The sequence below is a fragment of the Hydrogenophaga sp. IBVHS2 genome (assembly GCF_002127215.1).
GTDB lineage: Bacteria > Pseudomonadota > Gammaproteobacteria > Burkholderiales > Burkholderiaceae_C > Hydrogenophaga.
In genome coordinates, this window is record NZ_NFUT01000004.1 from 86512 (window position 1) to 105820 (window position 19309).

20 protein-coding genes and 1 rRNA gene are annotated in these 19309 nt (G+C 68.0%); 6 read left to right on the plus strand and 15 right to left on the minus strand.

Going from position 1 to position 19309, the window contains the following annotated elements:
* Positions 1–18: 18 nt before the first annotated feature.
* From can to CAP38_RS11185, 3 genes are read right to left on the minus strand one after another with little or no spacing between them, the layout of a single operon-like run.
* Positions 19–678: a carbonate dehydratase gene (can, locus tag CAP38_RS11175; protein WP_086121495.1), complete on the minus strand. Its 660-nt coding sequence runs from the start codon at positions 676–678 to the stop codon at positions 19–21.
* A gap of 38 nt (positions 679–716) precedes the next feature.
* Positions 717–1898, minus strand: a complete 1182-nt coding sequence (locus CAP38_RS11180) for an isovaleryl-CoA dehydrogenase (protein ID WP_086121496.1) — start codon at positions 1896–1898, stop codon at positions 717–719.
* Positions 1899–1933: 35 nt separating this feature from the next.
* A complete protein-coding gene (locus tag CAP38_RS11185; protein ID WP_086121497.1) occupies positions 1934–2395 on the minus strand; it encodes a PaaI family thioesterase in 462 nt (153 codons plus the stop codon).
* A gap of 120 nt (positions 2396–2515) precedes the next feature.
* Here CAP38_RS11185 and CAP38_RS11190 point away from each other — a divergent pair, with 120 nt between their 5' ends.
* Positions 2516–3118: a YigZ family protein gene (locus CAP38_RS11190; RefSeq protein WP_086121498.1), complete on the plus strand. Its 603-nt coding sequence runs from the start codon at positions 2516–2518 to the stop codon at positions 3116–3118.
* Here the strand turns inward: CAP38_RS11190 and CAP38_RS11195 are convergent, their stop codons facing one another.
* The gene (locus CAP38_RS11195; RefSeq protein ID WP_086121499.1) at positions 3119–3523 is read right to left on the minus strand and encodes a MerR family DNA-binding transcriptional regulator; all 405 of its coding nucleotides are present in this window, start codon (positions 3521–3523) and stop codon (positions 3119–3121) included. It abuts the gene before it with no gap.
* Positions 3524–3643: 120 nt separating this feature from the next.
* On the opposite strand from CAP38_RS11195, the gene CAP38_RS11200 reads away from it, so the two are divergent.
* Complete coding sequence (locus CAP38_RS11200) at positions 3644–4768, plus strand: MBL fold metallo-hydrolase (RefSeq protein WP_086121500.1); 1125 nt, start codon at positions 3644–3646, stop codon at positions 4766–4768.
* Here the strand turns inward: CAP38_RS11200 and CAP38_RS11205 are convergent.
* The 9 genes from CAP38_RS11205 to CAP38_RS11245 form a co-directional block, all read right to left on the minus strand.
* Positions 4741–5643 carry a M48 family metallopeptidase gene (locus tag CAP38_RS11205; RefSeq protein WP_086121501.1) on the minus strand — a complete coding sequence of 301 codons (903 nt, stop codon included), beginning with the start codon at positions 5641–5643 and terminating at the stop codon, positions 4741–4743. The genes CAP38_RS11200 and CAP38_RS11205 overlap by 28 nt on opposite strands.
* Before the next feature lie 20 nt (positions 5644–5663).
* Positions 5664–6410, minus strand: coding sequence for a 1-acyl-sn-glycerol-3-phosphate acyltransferase (locus CAP38_RS11210; RefSeq protein WP_086121502.1), 747 nt, complete (start codon positions 6408–6410; stop codon positions 5664–5666).
* On the minus strand, positions 6407–6982 hold the full coding sequence (gmhB, locus tag CAP38_RS11215) for a D-glycero-beta-D-manno-heptose 1,7-bisphosphate 7-phosphatase (RefSeq protein ID WP_086121503.1): 576 nt from the start codon (positions 6980–6982) through the stop codon (positions 6407–6409). The genes CAP38_RS11210 and gmhB overlap by 4 nt, the downstream gene beginning before the upstream one ends.
* Position 6983: 1 nt before the next feature.
* Positions 6984–9107: a glycine--tRNA ligase subunit beta gene (gene glyS, locus CAP38_RS11220; protein WP_086121504.1), complete on the minus strand. Its 2124-nt coding sequence runs from the start codon at positions 9105–9107 to the stop codon at positions 6984–6986.
* Between the two features lie 16 nt (positions 9108–9123).
* Complete coding sequence (gene glyQ / locus CAP38_RS11225) at positions 9124–10029, minus strand: glycine--tRNA ligase subunit alpha (RefSeq protein ID WP_086121709.1); 906 nt, start codon at positions 10027–10029, stop codon at positions 9124–9126.
* Between the two features lie 95 nt (positions 10030–10124).
* Positions 10125–11981, minus strand: a complete 1857-nt coding sequence (gene lnt, locus CAP38_RS11230; RefSeq protein WP_256924432.1) for an apolipoprotein N-acyltransferase — start codon at positions 11979–11981, stop codon at positions 10125–10127.
* Positions 11982–12000: 19 nt separating this feature from the next.
* A complete protein-coding gene (locus CAP38_RS11235; RefSeq protein WP_179188531.1) occupies positions 12001–12867 on the minus strand; it encodes an HlyC/CorC family transporter in 867 nt (288 codons plus the stop codon).
* Positions 12868–12950: 83 nt separating this feature from the next.
* Positions 12951–13607: a GNAT family N-acetyltransferase gene (locus CAP38_RS11240; RefSeq protein ID WP_086121505.1), complete on the minus strand. Its 657-nt coding sequence runs from the start codon at positions 13605–13607 to the stop codon at positions 12951–12953.
* Between the two features lie 52 nt (positions 13608–13659).
* Entirely contained in the window at positions 13660–14139 is a 480-nt protein-coding gene (locus tag CAP38_RS11245; RefSeq protein ID WP_086121506.1) for an Lrp/AsnC family transcriptional regulator, read from the minus strand.
* A 105-nt stretch (positions 14140–14244) separates the two neighbouring features.
* Between CAP38_RS11245 and hppD the strand changes: the two genes are divergently transcribed.
* Positions 14245–15369, plus strand: a complete 1125-nt coding sequence (gene hppD / locus CAP38_RS11250) for a 4-hydroxyphenylpyruvate dioxygenase (RefSeq protein ID WP_086121507.1) — start codon at positions 14245–14247, stop codon at positions 15367–15369.
* 10 nt (positions 15370–15379) lie between these two features.
* A complete protein-coding gene (gene phhA / locus CAP38_RS11255) occupies positions 15380–16234 on the plus strand; it encodes a phenylalanine 4-monooxygenase (protein ID WP_086121508.1) in 855 nt (284 codons plus the stop codon).
* On the opposite strand, the gene CAP38_RS11260 is transcribed toward phhA, so the two are convergent.
* Complete coding sequence (locus CAP38_RS11260; protein ID WP_179188532.1) at positions 16156–16977, minus strand: alpha/beta fold hydrolase; 822 nt, start codon at positions 16975–16977, stop codon at positions 16156–16158. The genes phhA and CAP38_RS11260 overlap by 79 nt on opposite strands.
* Before the next feature lie 138 nt (positions 16978–17115).
* Between CAP38_RS11260 and CAP38_RS11265 the strand changes: the two genes are divergently transcribed.
* Positions 17116–17862, plus strand: coding sequence for a hypothetical protein (locus CAP38_RS11265; RefSeq protein WP_143435817.1), 747 nt, complete (start codon positions 17116–17118; stop codon positions 17860–17862).
* A gap of 35 nt (positions 17863–17897) precedes the next feature.
* Entirely contained in the window at positions 17898–18809 is a 912-nt protein-coding gene (locus CAP38_RS11270) for an MBL fold metallo-hydrolase (RefSeq protein WP_086121511.1), read from the plus strand.
* A gap of 82 nt (positions 18810–18891) precedes the next feature.
* Here the strand turns inward: CAP38_RS11270 and rrf are convergent.
* Positions 18892–19004 (minus strand): 5S ribosomal RNA (gene rrf / locus CAP38_RS11275).
* Positions 19005–19309 lie beyond the last annotated feature (305 nt).

Below are 19309 nucleotides of genomic sequence, written 5' to 3' on the forward strand. Positions count from 1 at the left end.
GGCGGTCTCCTGGTCGGCTCAGTGTCCGCGGCGGGTGGCCACGCCCGCCACGGCGGCGCGGTACGCCCCATCCAGCCCGGCGGCGCCGTTCACGGTCATGAGCAGGTCGTGCAGCAGGCCGTCGCGCAGGCCGTACACCCAGCCGTGCAGCGCAATCGTCTGGCCGCGCGCCCAGGCGTCCTGCAGCACGGTGGTCTGCACCACGTTCATGACCTGCTCGATCACGTTGAGCTCGCACAGGGCGTCGTGCCGCACGGCGGCCGGCAGGCGTTCGAGCAGGGCGGCGTGGCGGTCGCGCACATCCTTGATGTGGCGCAGCCAGTTGTCCGCCAGGCCCACGCGGGCATCGTCGAGGGCCGCCTGCACGCCGCCGCAACCGTAATGACCCACCACCATCAGGTGCTCGATCTTGAGCATGTCCACCGCATACTGGATGGTCGAGAGGCAGTTCAGGTCGGTGGGCACCACCACGTTGGCCACGTTGCGGTGCACGAACACCTCGCCCGGGGCCAGACCGGTGATCTGGTTGGCCGGCACGCGGCTGTCGGAACACCCGATCCACATGTAGCGCGGGCTCTGCTGGGCCAGCAGGTCGGTGAAGAAGTTGGGCTTCTCCGCCACCATCTGCGCCGCCCAGGCGCGGTTGTGGTCGAACAGGTCTTTGAGGTGGGTGTCCATGCCGGGATTGTCGTCGAGCGGTCTTCCCCGAGCCTGACTCACATCGTCTCGTTGAACAGCTCGCGGCCGATCAGCATGCGGCGGATCTCGCTGGTGCCGGCACCGATCTCGTACAGCTTGGCATCGCGCCACAGACGGCCCAGCGGGTACTCGTTGATGTAGCCGTTGCCGCCGAAGATCTGCACGCCGTTGCCGGCCATCTTCGTGGCTTCCTCGGCGCACCACAGGATGACGCTGGCGCAGTCCTTGCGCACCTGGCGCACATGCTCGGCGCCCAGGGCATCGAGGTTCTTGCCGATCTGGTAGCAGAAGGCGCGCGCGGCCTGCAGCACGGTGTACATGTCGGCCACCTTGCCCTGGATCAGCTGGAACTCGCCGATGCTCTGGCCGAACTGCTTGCGGTCGTGGATGTAGGGGATCACGTTGTCCATGACCGCCTGCATGATGCCGATGGGGCCGGCGGCCAGCACCGCGCGCTCGTAATCGAGGCCGCTCATGAGCACCTTGGCACCGTTGTTGAGCCCGCCCAGGATGTTCTCGGCCGGCACCTCCACGTTCTGGAACACCAGTTCGCCGGTGTGGCTGCCGCGCATGCCCAGCTTGTCGAGCTTCTGGGCCACCGAGAAACCTTTCATGCCCTTCTCGATCAGGAAGGCGGTCACGCCGCGCGCGCCCATCTCGGGCTCGGTCTTGGCATAGACCACCAGCGTGTCGGCGTCCGGCCCGTTGGTGATCCACATCTTGCTGCCGTTGAGCACGTAGTAGCCGCCCTTGTCGTCGGCCCGCAGCTTCATGCTGATGACGTCGCTGCCTGCGCCGGGCTCGCTCATGGCCAGGGCACCCACATGCTCGCCGGTGATGAGCTTGGGCAGGTACTTCTGCTTCTGCGCCTCGGTGCCGTTGCGCTTGATCTGGTTGACGCACAGGTTGCTGTGCGCGCCATAGCTCAGGCCGACACTGGCGCTGGCCCGGCTGATCTCCTCCATGGCGATCATGTGGGCGAGATACCCCATGTTGGCGCCGCCGTATTCCTCGCCCACGGTGATGCCCAGCACGCCGAGCTCGCCCATCTTGGTCCACAGGTCCATGGGGAACTGGTCGGTGCGGTCGATCTCGGCCGCGCGCGGGGCGATCTCGGCCTGGGCAAAGTCGCGCACCGCATCGCGCAGGGCGTCGATGTCGTCGCCGAGCATGAAGTTGAGGCCGGGCAGCTGGGTCATGGAACGGGTCTCCGGATAAAGGGGAATGAGGGAAATCAGCCCTGCACGTCGGCACGGCCGGTGATGGCCATGAGCGTGGCGCCCATGGTGGCCACCAGGGTCTCGCGGCCGTCGTCGATGGCAAAGGCCTGGCCTTCGGTCACGGTGATGGTGCGGCCCGGCTTGACCACCCGGCCGACCATGCGGAAATGCTGTCCGCGCGCCGGAGCGAGCAGGTTGACCTTGAATTCGATGGTCAGCACCGCCGCGTCCGGTGCCATGAGCGTGAAGCCGGCGTACCCGCAGGCCGAGTCCAGCGCGGTGGACACCACGCCGGCGTGCAGGAAGCCGTGCTGCTGGGTGAGGTCGGGCGCCCAGTCGAGCGCGATCTCCACCTCGCCGGGCTGCACCCGCTGCAGGCGGGCGCCCAGCGTGCCCATGACGCCCTGACGGGCAAAGCTGTCGCGCACTCGGCGCTCGTAGTCGGGAGAGCGCACGACGAAGTCGGTGGGAGGCATGGGTCAGGGCGGGGTGAAATGAACGGACGATTCTAGTTTGACGTTTACGTAAACGTCAATGAAACACCCCCCGGGACATCCCGGCCTTGGGTATGCTGCAGCCCCCTGCCCGCCCACCCCATGCCCTACAGCCTGCAAGCCCCGGTCACCAGCGAACTGACCATCCGCAAGAGCCGTTTCCTGGGCCGGGTGGAGCCGGTGGCCGACCGGGTGCAGGCCCTGGAACGCGTGGCTGCGGTGAGGGCCGAACACCCCGCGGCCACCCATGTGTGCTGGGCGCTGATGGCCGGCGGCCATTCGGCCGCCAACGACGACGGCGAGCCCGGCGGGACCGCCGGCCGCCCCATGCTCGAAGTGCTGCGCCACCAGGACCTGGACGGTGTGCTGGCCACGGTGGTGCGCTACTACGGCGGCATCCTGCTGGGTGCCGGCGGGCTGGTGCGGGCCTACACCGACAGCGTGGCCCAGGCGCTGCTGCAGGCCCGCAAGGTGCCGCGCACCGTGTTCACCGCGCTGCGATGCAGCGTGCCGTATGCATTGGAAGGCTGGCTGCGGCGGGAACTGACCGCGCAAGGCGCCACCCTGGGCGGGGTGGAGCACGGGCAGGCGGTGACCCTGGCGTTTTCGGTGCCGCAGAACGCGGCGGCGGCGCTGGTGGCGCGCATCAACGACGCCAGCCAGGGACAGGCGCTGTGGCTGCGGCCGGAGGCCGGCGGGGTCTGATCAGGCGGTCTTTTTCTCGACCTTGGCCAGCAGGGCCCGCGCTTCCTTCTCGTGCACCTTGACCTCGTCCAGGTTGGCCATCAGGTCGGCCAGCTGCTCCTCGAGCTGGCGGCGGTGGTCGGCCAGCACCGCCAGGAACTTGCGCAGCTGCGGCCCGGTGTCGCGCGGGCTGTCGTACATGTCGATGATCTCGCGCGCCTCGGTCAGCGACAGGCCCAGCCGCTTGGCCCGCAGCGTGAGCTTCAGGCGGGTGCGGTCGCGTGCGCTGTACACCCGGTTGCGACCGCCCGGCCCCTCGCGCTGCGGCTGCAGCAGACCCATGTCCTCGTAAAAGCGGATGGCGCGCGTGGTCAGGTCGAACTCGCGCGCCAGATCGCTGATGGTGAAGGTCGGGTTGGAGGCCATGGTCCGGGAAGGGTGTCGGGTTGCAGACAGTCGCGGGATGGAGCGGTGCCTAGAATGCGGCGGCCGATTGACGTTTACGTCAACGTCAGACCGGCCGCATCTTAATCCAGATCCACCACCATGAATGCCTCACGCAACGCGCTGGAAGCCCGGCTGCACTACCCCCTGGGCGACGCCCTGCCCGCCCCCGGGCGCTCGCTGGAGGTGGCCCCCGGCGTGCGCTGGGTCCGCATGGCCCTGCCCTTCGCGCTGGACCACATCAACCTGTGGCTGCTGCGCGACCGCATCGACGGCATCGAGGGCTGGACGGTCGTGGACTGCTGCATCGACAAGCCCGAATCGCGCGCGCAATGGACCGAGGTGTTCGAGCACGAACTGCAGGGCCTGCCGGTGCTGCGCGTGGTCGTGACCCACATGCACCCGGACCACATCGGCCTGGCCCACTGGCTGTGCGAGCGCTGGACCACCCCGCAGCACACCTGCCGGCTGTGGATCTCGGCCACCGACCATGCGGTGGCGCGCATCGGTTCGGGCGGCATCGGCGGCTTCGGGGCCGAGGCGGCCGCTGTGTTCTTCGGCTCGCATGGCCTGACCGACCCCGAGGCGCAGGCGAAGATCCGCCAGCGCTCCAGCTACTTCCCCGGCCTGGTGCCGGCGGTGCCGGCCAGCTTCGCACGCCTCATGGACGGGCTGGACGTGGCCATCGGCGGCCAGACCTGGCGCTGCATCAGCGGCCACGGCCATGCGCCCGAACACATCGCCCTGTGGTGCGAGGCGCTGGGCGTGCTCATCAGCGGCGACATGGTGCTGCCGCGCATCTCCACCAATGTGAGCGTCTACGACCAGGAACCCGAGGCCGATGCGCTCAAGCTCTTTCTGCAGTCCATCGACAAGTTCCGGGCCCTGCCGGCCGATGCGCTGGTGCTGCCTTCGCACGGCCGGCCGTTCACCGGCCTGCACGAGCGCATCGATCAGCTGCACGATCACCACCGTGACCGCCTGCAGGAGGTGCTGGACGCCTGCCGCACCGGCCCGCACAGCGCGGCCGACATCCTGCCGGTGCTGTTCCCGCGCACGCTCGACCTGCACCAGACCACCTTCGCCATGGGCGAGGCGGTGGCCCACCTCAACCGCCTGTGGCATGGCGGGCAGCTGCGGCGGCAGCGGGGTGATGACGGGGTATGGCGGTTTGCAGCCGTGGACGCGGCCGTGACGGCTCAGGCGTCCGGCGGCATGGCCACCTGACGCAGCGCCTGGCGGCGTTCGCGGTGGTCGGGCATGACGCTGGCCACCACGTCCCAGAAGCGCGGGCTGTGGTCCATGTGGCGCAGGTGGCTGAGCTCGTGCACCACCACGTAGTCCACCATCTCCATCGACAGGAAGATCAGCCGCCAGTTCAGGCGGATGGTGCCGTCGGCCGTGGCGCTGCCCCAGCGGGTGCCGGCACTCGACAGGCGCAGCCGGCTCCACTGCACGCCGAGCTGCGGCGCAAAGTGCTGCAGGCGCTCGGTGAACACCGCCTCGGCGCGGCGCATCAGCCAGGCCTGGGCGGCATCGCGGATCTGGGCTTCGGTGGCCTGGTGCGGCAGCCCCAGGCGCAGCACGGCCGGCTCGCCCGGTGTCTGCGGCGCCTCGAACTGCGCATGGCGGGCGCTGCGGCCCCCGTAGGCGTGGGTGGGGTCGAGCAGCAGGCGCACCGGCTGCCCCAGCACATCGAAGGTGGCGCCGTCGGCCCAGCCGATGCGGGCCTGGTCGAGCGTGGTGCGGCGTTCGCGCGCGGCCTGCAGCTTCTCCAGCACCCAGCCGGCACGGTCGTGCAGCAGGGCCTCGACCTCGGCCACCGGCGTCCAGCGCGGGGCGCTCACGGTCAGGCCGTCCGGGCCGACGCTCAGGCCGATGGTGCGCCGCCTGGCCCGCTTGAATTCGTAGGCCACCTCGCAGTGGCGCAGGCGGATGTGCCGGTTGGCCCGGGGGTGGTGCCAGGTGGCGGGCTGGAACACATCGTCCATGGGCAGCGCGGGCGGCGCGTGGGCGTCCGGCTCGGGCCGCGGCGCTGAGGGCTTGGGCAGCGGGTCGGGCCCCCCGAGGAAATCGAGCGCCAGCTGAAGGAAGCGCTGCATGGCGGTGGTGCCGGTCGGCGTCAGCCGGCGTAGGCGTCGGGGTCGAGGCGGCGCATCTCGGCCTCGATCCAGGCCTCCACCTCGCGCATCAGCTCGTCGGCCTCCCGCCCCTGGCTGGGGATGGGCTGGCCGATGGAAAAGTCCACCACGCCCGGCCGCTTGATGAGCGCCTTGCGCGGCCAGCATTTGGCCGAGGTCACGGCGATCGGGATGACGGGGGCGCCGGTGGCCACGGCCAGCCGGGTGCCGCCGGTCTTGTAGGTGCCCTGCTCGCCGCGCGGAATGCGCGTGCCTTCGGGGAACATGATCACCCAGGTGCCCTGGTCGAGCAGGCGCTGACCTTGCTGCACCACCTTGTTGAACGCCTGCGCCCGCTTGCTGCGGTCGATGTGGATCATGTCCATCTTGGCCATGGCCCAGCCGAAGAAGGGCACGTACAGCAGCTCCTTCTTGAACACGTAAGCCAGCGGATGCGGCATGAGCGTGGGCATGCAGAAGGTTTCCCAGGTGGACTGGTGCTTGAGCAGCAGGATGGCCGGGGCCGTGGTGCCCACCGGCAGGTTCTCGAAGCCGCTGATGCGGTTGCGGATGCCCAGCATCAGCTCGCCGCTGCGCACCGCCAGCTTGAGCCAGCCCACGCACATCCAGTAGATCTGCGTGCTGTTGAGGAACGGCGCCGCGATCAGCACCGCCAGCGCCCACGGCACCACGGTCACGGCCATGAACAGCAGGTGCAGGACCGAGCGGAGGGCGTGGACGAGGATCATGCGGGGTTCTTGGAAACGGCAGGTTGGGAGAGCAGCCAGTCGGCAAAGGCGGCCAGGTCGGCATGCACCCGGGTGCCGGACGGCAGGTCGGGCAGGGCCTGCACCTCGGCGCTGGCCAGACCCGCCAGCGGGCCGGTGAGCAGCAGGTGGGCCGGGCAGCCGGCAGCGGCAGCGGCCGTCACGTGGCGCAGGGTGTTGCCGGCAGCAGGCACCTCGGCCAGCGGCACACCGAAACGGCGGCCGATCTGACGGAACAGGCCGGGCCGGGGCTTGCGGCAGTCGCAGTTGTCTTCCGGCGCGTGCGGGCAGAGAAACACCGCCTCCACCCGCCCGCCCACCGCCGCCAGCTCGCGCTGCATGCGGGCATGCACGGCGTTGAGCGAGGCCATGTCGAACAGACCGCGCCCGATGCCCGACTGGTTGGTGGCCAGCACCACCCGCCAGCCGCCGTGGTTGAGACGGGCCACCGCCTCGAGCGCGCCGGGCATGGGCTCCCACTCGTCCGGCGACGCCACCTTGTCGTCGCGGCTGCGGTTGAGCGTGCCGTCGCGGTCGAGGATGAGCAGCTTCATGTCATGCGGCCAGCTTGGCCAGATCGGCCACGCGGTTCATGGCGGCGTGCAGGTCGCGCAGCAGCCCCAGGCGGTTGCGGCGCACGTCCATGTCGTCGGCATTGACCATCACCTGGTCGAAGAAGGCATCGACCGGTGCCTTGACCGCCGCCCAGGCCTGCAGGGAGGCGCTGTAGTCGCCCCGCTCGAAGGCCGGGTTGGCCTGTGCGGCGGCATCGGCCAGCGCTGCCCGGAAGGCTTCCTCGGCCGGCTCGCGGAACAGGTCGATGGACACCTGCTCGGCCGGCGCGGTCTCGCTCTTGCGCAGGATGTTGCCGATGCGCTTGTTGGCGGCCGCCAGCGCAGCGGCTTCGGGCAGGGCCGCAAAGGCCCGCACGGCCTGCAGCCGGCGCGACACGTCACCCAGGCGGGACGGCCGCAGCGCCAGCACCGCGTCGACCTCCTGGGCGCTGTAGCCCTGCTCGCGCAGGCTGCCGGCCAGACGGTCGAACATGAAGTCGGCCAGCGGCTCGGTCGGGTCGGTGATGAGCGCACCGAAAGCCGGCACGGCGGCGCGGATCAGGGCAGTCAGGTCCAGCGCCAGATCGCGCTCGGTGAGCATGCGGATCACGCCCAGGGCATGGCGGCGCAAGGCGAACGGGTCCTTGTCGCCGGTGGGCAGGTTGCCGATGCCGAACATGCCGACCAGGGTCTCCAGCTTGTCGGCCAGCGCCACCACCAGGCCCACCGGGTTGCGCGGCAGCTCGTCGCCGGCAAAGCGCGGGCGGTAATGGTCTTCGATGGCGAAGGCGATGTCGTCGGTCAGGCCGTCGTGGCGTGCGTAGTAGCCGCCCATGATGCCCTGCAGCTCGGGGAACTCGCCCACCATGTCGGTGAGCAGGTCGGTCTTGGCGAGCTGGGCGGCCGTGTCGGCCTGCTTGGCCAGGATGTCGCCCCCCAGCTGCTGGCCGATGGCGCGGGCGATGGCCCGCACCCGCTCCACGCGCTCGCCCTGCGTGCCCAGCTTGTTGTGATAGACCACCTTGCCCAGGCCCTCGACGCGGCTCGCCAGCGTCTTCTTGCGGTCCTGGTCGAAGAAGAACTTGGCGTCGGCCAGGCGCGGGCGCACCACCCGCTCGTTGCCACCGATGACCGCACTGGCATCGTCGGGCCGGATGTTGCTGACCACCAGGAAGCGGTGGGTCAGGCGGCCGTTGGCGTCCAGCAGCGGGAAGTACTTCTGGTTGGCCTTCATGGTGAGGATCAGGCACTCCTGCGGCACCTCCAGGAACTGGCGCTCGAACTCGCAGACCAGCACGTTGGGACGCTCGACCAGGGCGGTCACCTCATCCAGCAGCGCATCGTCCTCGATCGGACGGCAGCCGCCGCCCACGAGCTCGGCCGCTGCGGCCAGCTGGCGCTGGATCTCGGCACGGCGCGCGGCGAACGAGGCGATCACGGCGCCATCGGCGGCCAGGGTGTCGGCATAGGCGTCGGCGGCCGGCACCACCACCGGGTCGATCCGCGCCTCGAAGCGGTGGCCGTGGGTGGCGTTGCCGGCCAGCAGCCCCAGCGCCTTCACCGGCACCACCGTGCTGCCGTGCAGCGCCACCAGACCGTGGGCCGGGCGGACGAACTGCACGCTGCTCCAGCCCGGCAGCTCGCAGCCGGATTCCAGCTGGTAGGTCATGACCTTGGGAATGGGCAGCTGGGCCAGCGCATCGTCCAGGGCCGACTGCAGGCCGGTGGCCAGATCCACGCCGGGGGCCACACTGTCGAAGAACAGCGCCTCGGCCTTGCCGTCGGGTGCGCGGCGCAGACCGGCCACCGCCGATGCGTCGGCGCCCAGGGCCGCAAGCCGCTTGAGCAGCGCCGGCGTGGGCTGGCCGGCGGCATCCAGCCCCACCGCCACCGGCATGAGCTTTTGCGAGACGGCACGGTCGGCCGCGCGGGGGAGCACGCCGGTGATGTGGGCGGCCAGCCGGCGCGGCGAGGCATACGGCGTCACCACCGCGTCCTGCGGCGCCAGGCCCTGGGCCACCAGGCGCTGACCCAGCACCTGGGCAAAGGCCTCGCCCAGCTTCTTCAGGGCCTTGGGCGGGAGTTCTTCGACAAACAGCTCGACGAGCAGGTTCTGTGCGGACATCGTTGTTCTTCTTTTCTCAGGCGGCTTTTTTCGGCATCTGCTCGACCCACTCGCGCGGGGCCATGGGGAAGCCCAGGCGCTCGCGGCTGTCGTAATAGCTCTGGGCCACGCTGCGGGCCAGGTTGCGGATGCGGCCGATGTAGGCGGCGCGTTCGGTCACGCTGATGGCGCCGCGCGCGTCCAGCAGGTTGAAGCTGTGGGCGCACTTGAGCACCTGCTCGTAGGCCGGCAGCGCCAGCTGCTGCTCCATCAGGTACCTGGCCTGCTTTTCGTGGGCACCGAAGGCGGTGAACAGGAAGTCGGCATCGGAATGCTCGAAGTTGTAGGCCGACTGCTCGCGCTCGTTCTGCAGGTAGACGTCGCCATAGCTCATGGTGTCGGTCCACTTCAGGTTGTAGACGTTGTCCACGCCCTGCAGGTACATGGCCAGCCGCTCCAGGCCGTAGGTGATCTCGCCGGTGGCCGGCTTGCAGTCGATGCCGCCGACCTGCTGGAAGTAGGTGAACTGGGTCACCTCCATGCCGTTGAGCCAGACCTCCCAGCCCAGGCCCCAGGCACCCAGGGTGGGGTTCTCCCAGTCGTCCTCGACGAAGCGGATGTCGTTCTTCTTCAGGTCGAAGCCCAGCGCCTCCAGCGAGCCGAGGTAGAGCTCCAGAATGTTGGCCGGCGCCGGCTTGAGCACCACCTGGTACTGGTAGTAGTGCTGCAGCCGGTTGGGGTTTTCGCCGTAACGGCCGTCCTTGGGGCGGCGGCTGGGCTGCACATAGGCGGCCTTCCAGGGCTCCGGACCAATGGCGCGCAGGAAGGTGGCGGTGTGGCTGGTGCCGGCGCCCACTTCCATGTCGTAGGGCTGGAGCAGGGCACAGCCTTGACGGTCCCAGTAGGACTGCAGGGTCAGGATGATTTGCTGAAAGGTCAACATGGCGGGCACGCGGTCTGTGCCGCGCTGCTGGATGGAATCGGGGGAGCGCAGCCGCAGGCTGCACAAAGGCCCGATTTTACGGGCCGGGGCACCGCTCAGCGCCGGCGGGTGCGTCCGCCCCGGCGCCCCAGATGGCGCAACGCCCCCAGCAGCAGCACCAGCGCGCCGCACACCAACCCCAGCGGCATCAGCCCCCAGGTGCCGGCCCACCGCGCAAAGGGCGTCAGCCCGTCACGGCCCTGCACCACCGCTTCCAGGCGCCCGCGTTCCAGCCGGGGCAGCTGGGCCGTCACCACACCCCGGTGGTCCACGACCGCCGTGGCACCGGTGTTGGTGGCCCGCAGCATCGGGCGGCCCAGCTCCAGGGCGCGCAGGCGCGAGATCTGCAGGTGCTGGTCGATGGCCACGGTGTCGCCGAACCAGGCGATGTTGCTCAGGTTGACCAGCACCGTCGGCGCGGTGGCCGGGTCGCGGAAACCGGCTGCCAGCTCCTCGCCGAACAGGTCCTCGTAGCAGATGTTGGCCGCCAGCCGCTGCCCGCCCCAGGACCAGGGCACCTGGGCCAGAGGGCCGCGCTGGAAGTCGCCCAGCGGGATGTTCATGAGGTCAGTGAACCAGCGGAAGAGGGGCGGCACGAACTCGCCGAAGGGCACCAGGTGGTGCTTGTCGTAGCGGTAGATCAAGGCCCCCGCCTCGGCCGGACGGCCACCTGCAGCGCGCGCCGCCGCCGGGCTGATGCCCCAGGCCGAGTTGGTGTAGCCCTGGCGGTCGCCCAGCGGCAGGCCCAGCAGCGCTGCGGCGGCACCGGGCCCCTGCTGGGCGCCGAGCGATGCCATCAGCGGCGTCCAGAATCCCTCGCCCAGCTGCGACGGCAGCAGGGGCAACGCCGTCTCGGGCGCCACCACCAGCAGGGGCTGATCGGCCCGCCTGGCAGCCGCCTGCGCGATCTGCTGCGGGTACCACGACAGCGCCTGGGCCATGCCGGTGCCCGGCTGGAATTTCTGGTCCTGCGGGATGTTGCCCTGCAGCAGCCAGACCGGCAGTTCGCCGGCCGCCGTGGTGCCCGCGTCCGGCTGGCGCCACGCCGGGCCGGATCCCAGGGTGGACAGCAGCCCGCCGATCAGCAGCAGCAGGAGCCCGTTGCGAAGCCCGTCGGTCCAGGAAGCGCCCGACCAGGGCCAGCGGGGCTGCAGTTGCGCTGCGGGCTGTGGAATGCGCGAGCCGGGGGTTCCGGTGCGCGGAGGACGGCTCACCGGCGACAGCAGCCAGGCCGCGGCCGTGCGCCAGGCTCCCGAGACCACCGAGGCCAGCACATAGGCCAGCAAGGCCGCCAGGAAACCCATGCCGTACACGCCCACCAGCGGGGCCCAGAAAGGCATCAGGTCCACATGCGCATAGCCTGCCGCACCCCACGGAAAACCGGTGAACAGCTTGCCGCGGGCCAGCTCGGCCAGCGTCCAGAGCGCGGCGAACATGAAAGCCTGCCCCGCCCGCGACACCGGCGCCAGGGCTGCCAGCACGCCGGCGGCCACTGCGTAGTACAGGGCCAGCGCCCCACCCAGGGCGCCCACCGCCAGCACCGCCATCCAGGCGGGCAGGCCACCGTAGGTGTTCATGGAAACGAACAGCCACCAGAAGGTGCCGCACAGCCAGGCGGTGGCGAACACCCAGCCGCGCCAGACCGACTGCCCGACCCGGCCGGAGAACTGCAAGGCCAGCACCAGCAGCGCCAGCGACACGATCTGCCAGCCGCCCGAGGGCTGGCCCGTCACTGTGCCGGGCAGGTGCCAGTCGGCCAACGGCCATGCCAGCGAGAAGGCCTGCAGCAGCCCGGCCGCCAGGCACACCAGGAACCACAGACCGCCGCCACTGCGCCCGCCACGCCCCGGCGGCCGGCGGCTCATCGGGTTGAAACTCGATGGTGTGTGCAGGGAGTCGAACAGGCTGCGCATGCTCGGCAATGAAGGTCGTTCAGGACTCGGCCGGCACCGGCATGACCTTGAACCACTTCACCGCGCCGCCCTTGGTGTGCAGCACCACGAACCGCAGTCCGTGCAGCTCGTGCTGCTCGCCGCGCTTGGGCACGTGGCCCATGGTGTGGGCGATCAGGCCTCCGATGGTGTCGAAGTCGTCCTCGGGCAGGTGCAGGCCGAAGGACTCGTTGATGCGTTCGATGGGGGTGTCGCCGCTGACCCGCCAGGTGCGGTCGGCCAGGGCGAAGATGTCGCCGTCGTCCTCGGCCACATCGAACTCGTCCTCGATCTCGCCGACGATCTCTTCCAGCACGTCCTCGATGGTGATCAGGCCCGCCACGCGGCCGAACTCGTCGATGACGATGGCCAGGTGGTTGCGGTTGCCCCTGAACTCGCGCAGCAGATCGTTCAGGCCCTTGCTCTCCGGCACGAAGGTGGCCGGTCGCAGCAGGGCACGGATGTTGAGTTCCGGCGCGCGCTGCAGCTTGAGCAGGTCCTTGGCCAGCAGGATGCCGATGATGTTTTCCCGCTCGCCGTCGAACACCGGAAAGCGCGAGTGGCCGGTGTCGATCACCAGGTGCAGCAATTCGTCGAAGGGGGCATCGATGTCCAGCACGTCCATGCGGGGTGCTGCCACCATGACATCACCCGCCGTCATGTCGGCGATCCGGATCACGCCTTCGAGCATGACCCGGGATTCGGCGTTGATGATGTCGTTGTCCTCGGCGTCGGCGAGGGTTTCGATCAGTTCATCCTTGGAGTCGGGTCCGGGGTGGATGAACTCGGCGAGTTTCTGGAGGAAACCTCGCTTGTCCACGTGCCGCAGGCTGCGCTGCGGCCCGCTACTGGGGGGGTTGTCGGCCACTGAAGGGAGGGGGTGGTTGGTACAGGGGGCAAGAATACCCCAAGAGCATGTCGCCGGGGTGCAGCAGGGCTGCCCGCACAGCCTCAGGATCGGGCCCGCTCGCGCGCCTCGCGAACACCCTGGCGGATGTCCTGCAGCACCGACAGCACGCTCCAGAACTGGCGCGCCTGCGCCTTGAGGTGGTAGTCGGTCCTGGCGACCTGCTCGTCCACCAGCTCGGTCACCCGGGAATCGAAGTCGGCCGGCGGCAGCCAGAGGTGGGCCTCCGACTCGGAGCCCGCCCGCTCGATGACCGCACCGGCGTTGCGCGCGATCTTGAGCATGGCGGTGTTCTCCGACAGCGCATGGATGAACAGCTGGCTCACCCCTTCGTTGCGGGCCTTGGTGGCGGCGCGCTCGAACAGTCGCCCGCCGTAGCCCCGCCCCCTGGCGGCTTTCGACACCGACACGCCGAATTCGGCGCAGGTGGTCAGCTGAGGATCGACCGAGAACGCGAGGTGCGCCATGGCGATGAGCTGCAGCTTGCGGTTGAAGATGCCGAACAGTTCGTCGCGCTCGAAGTTGAGCTGCGCCACATAGCGACGGATCTGCTCGTCGTTGGCGGCGTAGCCGAAGCGCAGGTATCGGTCGTGGGGCTCCAGCGCCAGCAGGTGCTGCTCGATGTCGGCCAGGTGGTCGCGGGTGAGCGAACGGATCGGCACCACCGTGGAGGATCGGGCAGAAGGCGGACGGGAGGTCATGGCTGGAATGTACGGGTTTTCCCTGATCTGCGGAGGAGAGAGGACTCCAATTTCAGACCGGCAAGGCCGTGGTGCTCTTGACGCGTTCCATCACGAAACTGGTCTTGCAGTCCTGCACGCTGGGGTGCTTGAGCAGGGTGTCCATCATGAAACGGGCGTAGGCAGGCATGTCGGCCACCACCAGACGCAGCTGGAAGTCCATCTCGCCGGTGAGCGCGGCGCACTCCACCACCTCGGGCCAGGCGGTGACGCTGGCGCGGAACTCGTCCATGGGATTGCGCTTGGCGCCGCCGGCATGCTTTTCCAGTCGCACGTTCACATAGGCGGTCAGGCCCAGGCCCACGGCTTCGGGTTGAACCAGGGCCACATAGCGCGCGATCACGCCGGCCTCCTCCAGCCGCCTGACCCGCCGCAGCACCGCACTGGGCGAGAGACCGACCGCATCCGCGATCTGGTCGTAAGTGGCCCGGCCGTCCTGCTGCAACATGCGCAGGATGCCCCTGTCCAGCTTGTCCAGTGCGTCTGTACTCATTGATTTGCAGTTTTCATGCGTTGGATAGGTGAATCATGGCAGAGAACGCCGGATTCGTGTGGCCGCCGCCCTCTACAGTGCCCGGACCCTCTCGAAGGAGACACCATGAACGCACGCAACACTCCCGACGCAACGGCCATCCCCTGGGACAACCCCATGGGCACCGACGGCTTTGAATTCATCGAGTACGCCGCCCCCGATCCGGCCGCCATGGGCGCGCTGTTCGAGCGCATGGGCTTCGTGGCGATTGCCCGCCACCGCCACAAGGCCGTGACGCTGTACCGCCAGGGCGAGATCAACTTCATCATCAACGCGGAGCCCGACAGCTTTGCCCAGCGCTTTGCCCGGCTGCACGGCCCCAGCGTGTGCGCCATCGCTTTCCGGGTCGCGGACGCCAAGGCCGCCTACGAACGCGCCATCTCGCTGGGCGCCTGGGGTTACGCAGGACAGGCCGGCCCGGGCGAGCTGAACATCCCGGCCATCAAGGGCATTGGCGACTCCATCATCTATTTCATCGACCGCTGGCGCGGCAAGAACGGCGCGCGCACCGGGGACATCGGCAACATCGGGTTCTTCGATGTGGACTTCGAGCCGCTGCAGCCGAACTCGGGCGAACAGCTCCAGCCGGTCGGGCATGGACTGACGTACATCGACCACCTCACCCACAACGTGCACCGGGGCCGCATGGCCGAGTGGGCCGGTTTCTACGAGCGCCTGTTCAACTTCCGCGAGGTGCGCTACTTCGACATCGAGGGCCAGGCCACCGGCGTCAAGAGCAAGGCCATGACCAGCCCCTGCGGCAAGATCCGCATCCCCATCAACGAGGAAGGCAACGAAAAGGCGGGCCAGATCCAGGAGTACCTGGACCGCTATCAGGGCGAGGGCATCCAGCACATCGCGATGGGTTCGACCAACCTGTACGAGACGGTGGACGCGCTGCAGCTGTCCGGCGTGAAGCTGCTCAGCACCAGCGAGACCTACTACGAACTGCTGCCGCGGCGCATTCCTGGCCTGCAGGAGGACATCGAAGCGCTGAAGCAGCGCAACATTCTGGTCGACGGGCGCCCGGACGAGCTGCTGCTGCAGATCTTCAGCGAGAACCAGCTCGGCCCGATCTTCTTCGAGTTCATCCAGCGCAAGGGCAACCAGGGCTTCGGCGAAGGCAACTTCAAGGCCCTGTTCGAGACCATGGAGCTCGACCAGATGCGCCGAGGCGTGCTGACCACCTGAGGGACCCGCCATGGCTGTCGAACCGGTGGTCTACGGAACCAGCACACGTCCGCCGCGTGGCGACTACGCCCGCGCCCGGGACGACTACACCTGCGACCAGAACTGGTCGCAGTACAGCGCCCAGGACCACGACACCTTTCACCGATTGCTGCAGCGCCAGTGTGCACTGCTGCCCGGTCACGCTGCCGACGCCTTCATCGAAGCACTGCCTGCACTGGGTGCGGGTGAGGGCATTCCGCGTTTTGAGGACGTGAACCGCCGACTGCGCGTGGCCACCGGATGGGAGATCGTGGCGGTGCCCGGTCTCATTCCGGAGCTGGCGTTCTTCCAGCTGCTGGCGCAGCGCCGCTTTCCGGTGACCGACTGGATACGGCGCCCGGACGAGTTCGACTACATCGTCGAGCCCGACGTCTTCCACGACCTGTTCGGGCATGTGCCGCTGCTGTTCGACCCGGTCTTTGCCGACTATGTGCAGCGCTATGGCCAGGGCGGGCTGCGCGCCCATGCGCTGGGGGCCGGCGAGCTGTTGTCCCGGCTGTACTGGTACACCATCGAGTTCGGGCTGATCCGTCAGGGTGATGGCCTGCGGGCGTATGGTGCCGGCATCCTCAGCTCGGCCGGCGAGCTGGTTCACAGCGTGCGCGATCCGCGGCCTCGCCGGATCGCACTCGATCTGGAGCGCTGCATGCGTACCCGCTACAAGATCGACGACTTTCAGGCCACCTACTTCGTGATCGACAGCTTCGAACAGCTGTTCGACCTGACCGCGGCCGATTTCGCGCCGATCTATGAGCGGGTGCGGTCTGCGGGCGACCTGAACGCCGACGCCAGCCAGGCCAGCGACTCGTCCATCACCGGCGCCTGAAACGCCAGGTCGACATGGCCTGCACTCCGCACCACCCGATCGGTGGCTCCCGGCAGGACCGCCACCGCCGGCGGGAAGACCACATGGTCGGTGAGTGATCGCCAGCAGAGGAAGCGGCGGGCGTCCTCCGGTCGTTCCCGTGCCGCCAGGCTGGCAATCCAGTCGCTGCCCAAGCGCATCTGTCGACCCGCCGTGCTGTTGGCCCAGCGCGCCACCCAGGTGCCGTGGTGCGGCGACCCGATGGTGATGACTGTTTTCAAGGCCTCGGGCCATGTGGCCTGGCGGGCCAGCCAGGCGCGGGTCACCAGGCCACCCATGCTGTGGGCCACCACGGCCACCGGCCCTCCGCCCGCCAGGGCTTTCTGCATGACGGGATCGAGCACATCGACCATGTCGTCGATGCTGCCGAAGACCGGCTCCAGATTGACCGAGGCATGACCCCAGTGCCGCGCCTGCAGGGCCGATCGCCAGGGGTGCCAGAAGCCTCTGTTGCACAGGTAGCCATGCACCAGGACCACCGTGGGCCGGCCGGGCTCGGCGACATCGGGCATGGCCTGCCACCGGAACGGCTGGCGCCACCCGAACACCTGGAAGTAAGCCAGCCATTCCCGGACCACCGCGCTGCCCCATTCCCAGGCGGTTGCGCGGGGGGCCGGCGATGACTTTCCCGCCACACCGGCGGCGATGACGCTGCCCAGGGTCATGGCGGCGGCGGGCAACCACAAGGCGAGCGACAAGGCCAAGCCTGCAGCCACCGGGTGGGTTTCGCTCCACCGGGCGTGCAACGCCAGCCCCAGACCCACCAGAACCACCCAGCTTGACCGACCGATCCACGCAACACGACTCATCTCGTTATGCTCCGCTCATTCAAGATCCCCACCATGCAACACACGGGTCCCAACGGTCCAGCCGACCGCATCCGCCACCACCTGTCCACCGTCGAGTCGCTGCGCAACGCAGCGGCCGATGCAGGCATCGACCGTGCAGTGCTGATCATCAAGCAGCTCCAGTCACGGCGGTTCAGACACACGTACCAGGACTTTCTGACCAGCGCGGAGTATGCGTTGGCGGCACGCTTCTTTCTTGATGAGCTCTACGGTGTGCGGGACTTCCGCTCCCGTGACCAGCAGTTTTCCCGCATTGCGGGCGGACTCGAGCGGCTGTTCCCCTCGGCAGTGGCAGAGCTGGCCATCGATCTCACCGAACTGCATGCACTGACGGAAAGGCTTGACCATGCCATGGGGGTGGCCTGGCTCGCCCAGCCCGACTCGCGGTCGGCCGGGGTTCGGTATCTGCGGGCGTGGCAAACCACGGGTTCCTCGGCGGACCGACAGCGTCAGCTGGTCGTCGTCTCACGCATGGGCACCGACCTGGAATCCCTGACCCGCAAGCGCAGTCTTCGAACCGGGCTGCGGCTGATGCGGGGGCCCGCGCGTGCCGCCGGACTGGATGCACTGCAGCAGTTTCTCGAGGCCGGCTTTGACGCATTTGCCTCCATGCCGGAGCCCCGTCGCCTGATGGATGCGATCGCCCAACGTGAAAGCGCGTGGCTTGAGCGGCTGTTTCGCGATCCCGATGGCTCGTGTGCGACAGAGCTCGACCTGATCTGGTCCCTTTCGGCCGAATAATGAGCCGGTTGTCTTGACTACCCCGCCCACTGCGCATGTTGACCACGTTTGATTCGCTTGGCCTGACGGTGCTGGAGAGGGGATGGCTTTCCTCCAACAGCACGGTGATCGTGGATGGCGACGCAGGCTGGGTGGTCGACAGCGGCTACGCCTCCCACGCCCCTCAGACCGTTGAGCTGGTACAACAGGTTCTGGGTATCCGCAAGCTGGTCGGCATTCTCAATACGCATCTTCACAGCGATCACTGTGGCGGCAACGCGGCACTGTCCAGCCGGTTTGCCGGAGTGCAGACCTGGATCCCGCCAGGTCAGGCGGATGCAGTGCGGCGGTGGGACGTGAATGCACTCACCTATCAGCCGACCGGTCAGCAATGTGACCAATTCAGTTTTGACGGGCTGCTGCAGCCCGGCGACGAAGTTCGATTGGGGCCTGCCCGCTGGGAAGTACATGCCGCTCCGGGACACGATCCTCACGCGGTGCTGCTGTTTCAGCGCCAACACCGGGTGCTGATTTCGGGAGATGCGCTGTGGGAGAACGGATTCGGCGTCGTTTTCCCCGAACTCGAAGGCCTGGACGCCTTCCATGAAGTCGCCAACACCCTGGATCTGATCCAAAGCTTGGCACCGACGGTGGTGATACCTGGCCACGGGCGTCCGTTCGAGAACGTTCCAGCCGCTCTGGACCGGGCCCACAAGCGGCTTGACCAGTTTCTGGCCGCTCCCCATCGACACGCCGAATACGCGGCAAAGGTGCTCGTGAAATTCCACCTGCTCGATCGACAACGGCTGCGCCAGACTGACCTAGAGGAGTGGTATCGGTCGACGCCCTACTTCGCGCTGGTCAGCCAGCACCGGCCCGATCTTGATCTGACCCTGCCGCACCTGCTCGACAAGCTGGTGTCTTCGTCGGCTGCAGAGATTCAAGGCGAGTGGGTGATCGACCGTTGAATCTATCGATCATTGAATTGGGTCAGCCAAAAAACAAAACCCCCACGATCTTTCGAAGGTGGGGGCATGTTGGCTATTAGTAGCCTGACGATGACCTACTTTCACACGGGAATCCGCACTATCATCGGCGCAAAGGCGTTTCACTGTCCTGTTCGGGATGGGAAGGAGTGGTACCACCTCGCTATGGTCGTCAGGCATAAAGGGTTGCCTGGCTGCGACGCCGCAGCCGGGCGAATTCATAGAGTCTGACACTGCGCGGGGCAGTATCGATCAGCGTATTTTGATTGCATCCACGACTGGCATATGCATGTGATCTTCACATGTTGCATTTGCATGTCACTTGGACACTTTGACATTGAATCAAAGTTATAGGGTCAAGCCGCACGAGCAATTAGTATCGGTTAGCTTAACGCATTGCTGCGCTTCCACACCCGACCTATCAACGTCCTGGTCTTGAACGACTCTTTAGGGGGCTCAAGGCCCCGGCAGATCTCATCTTG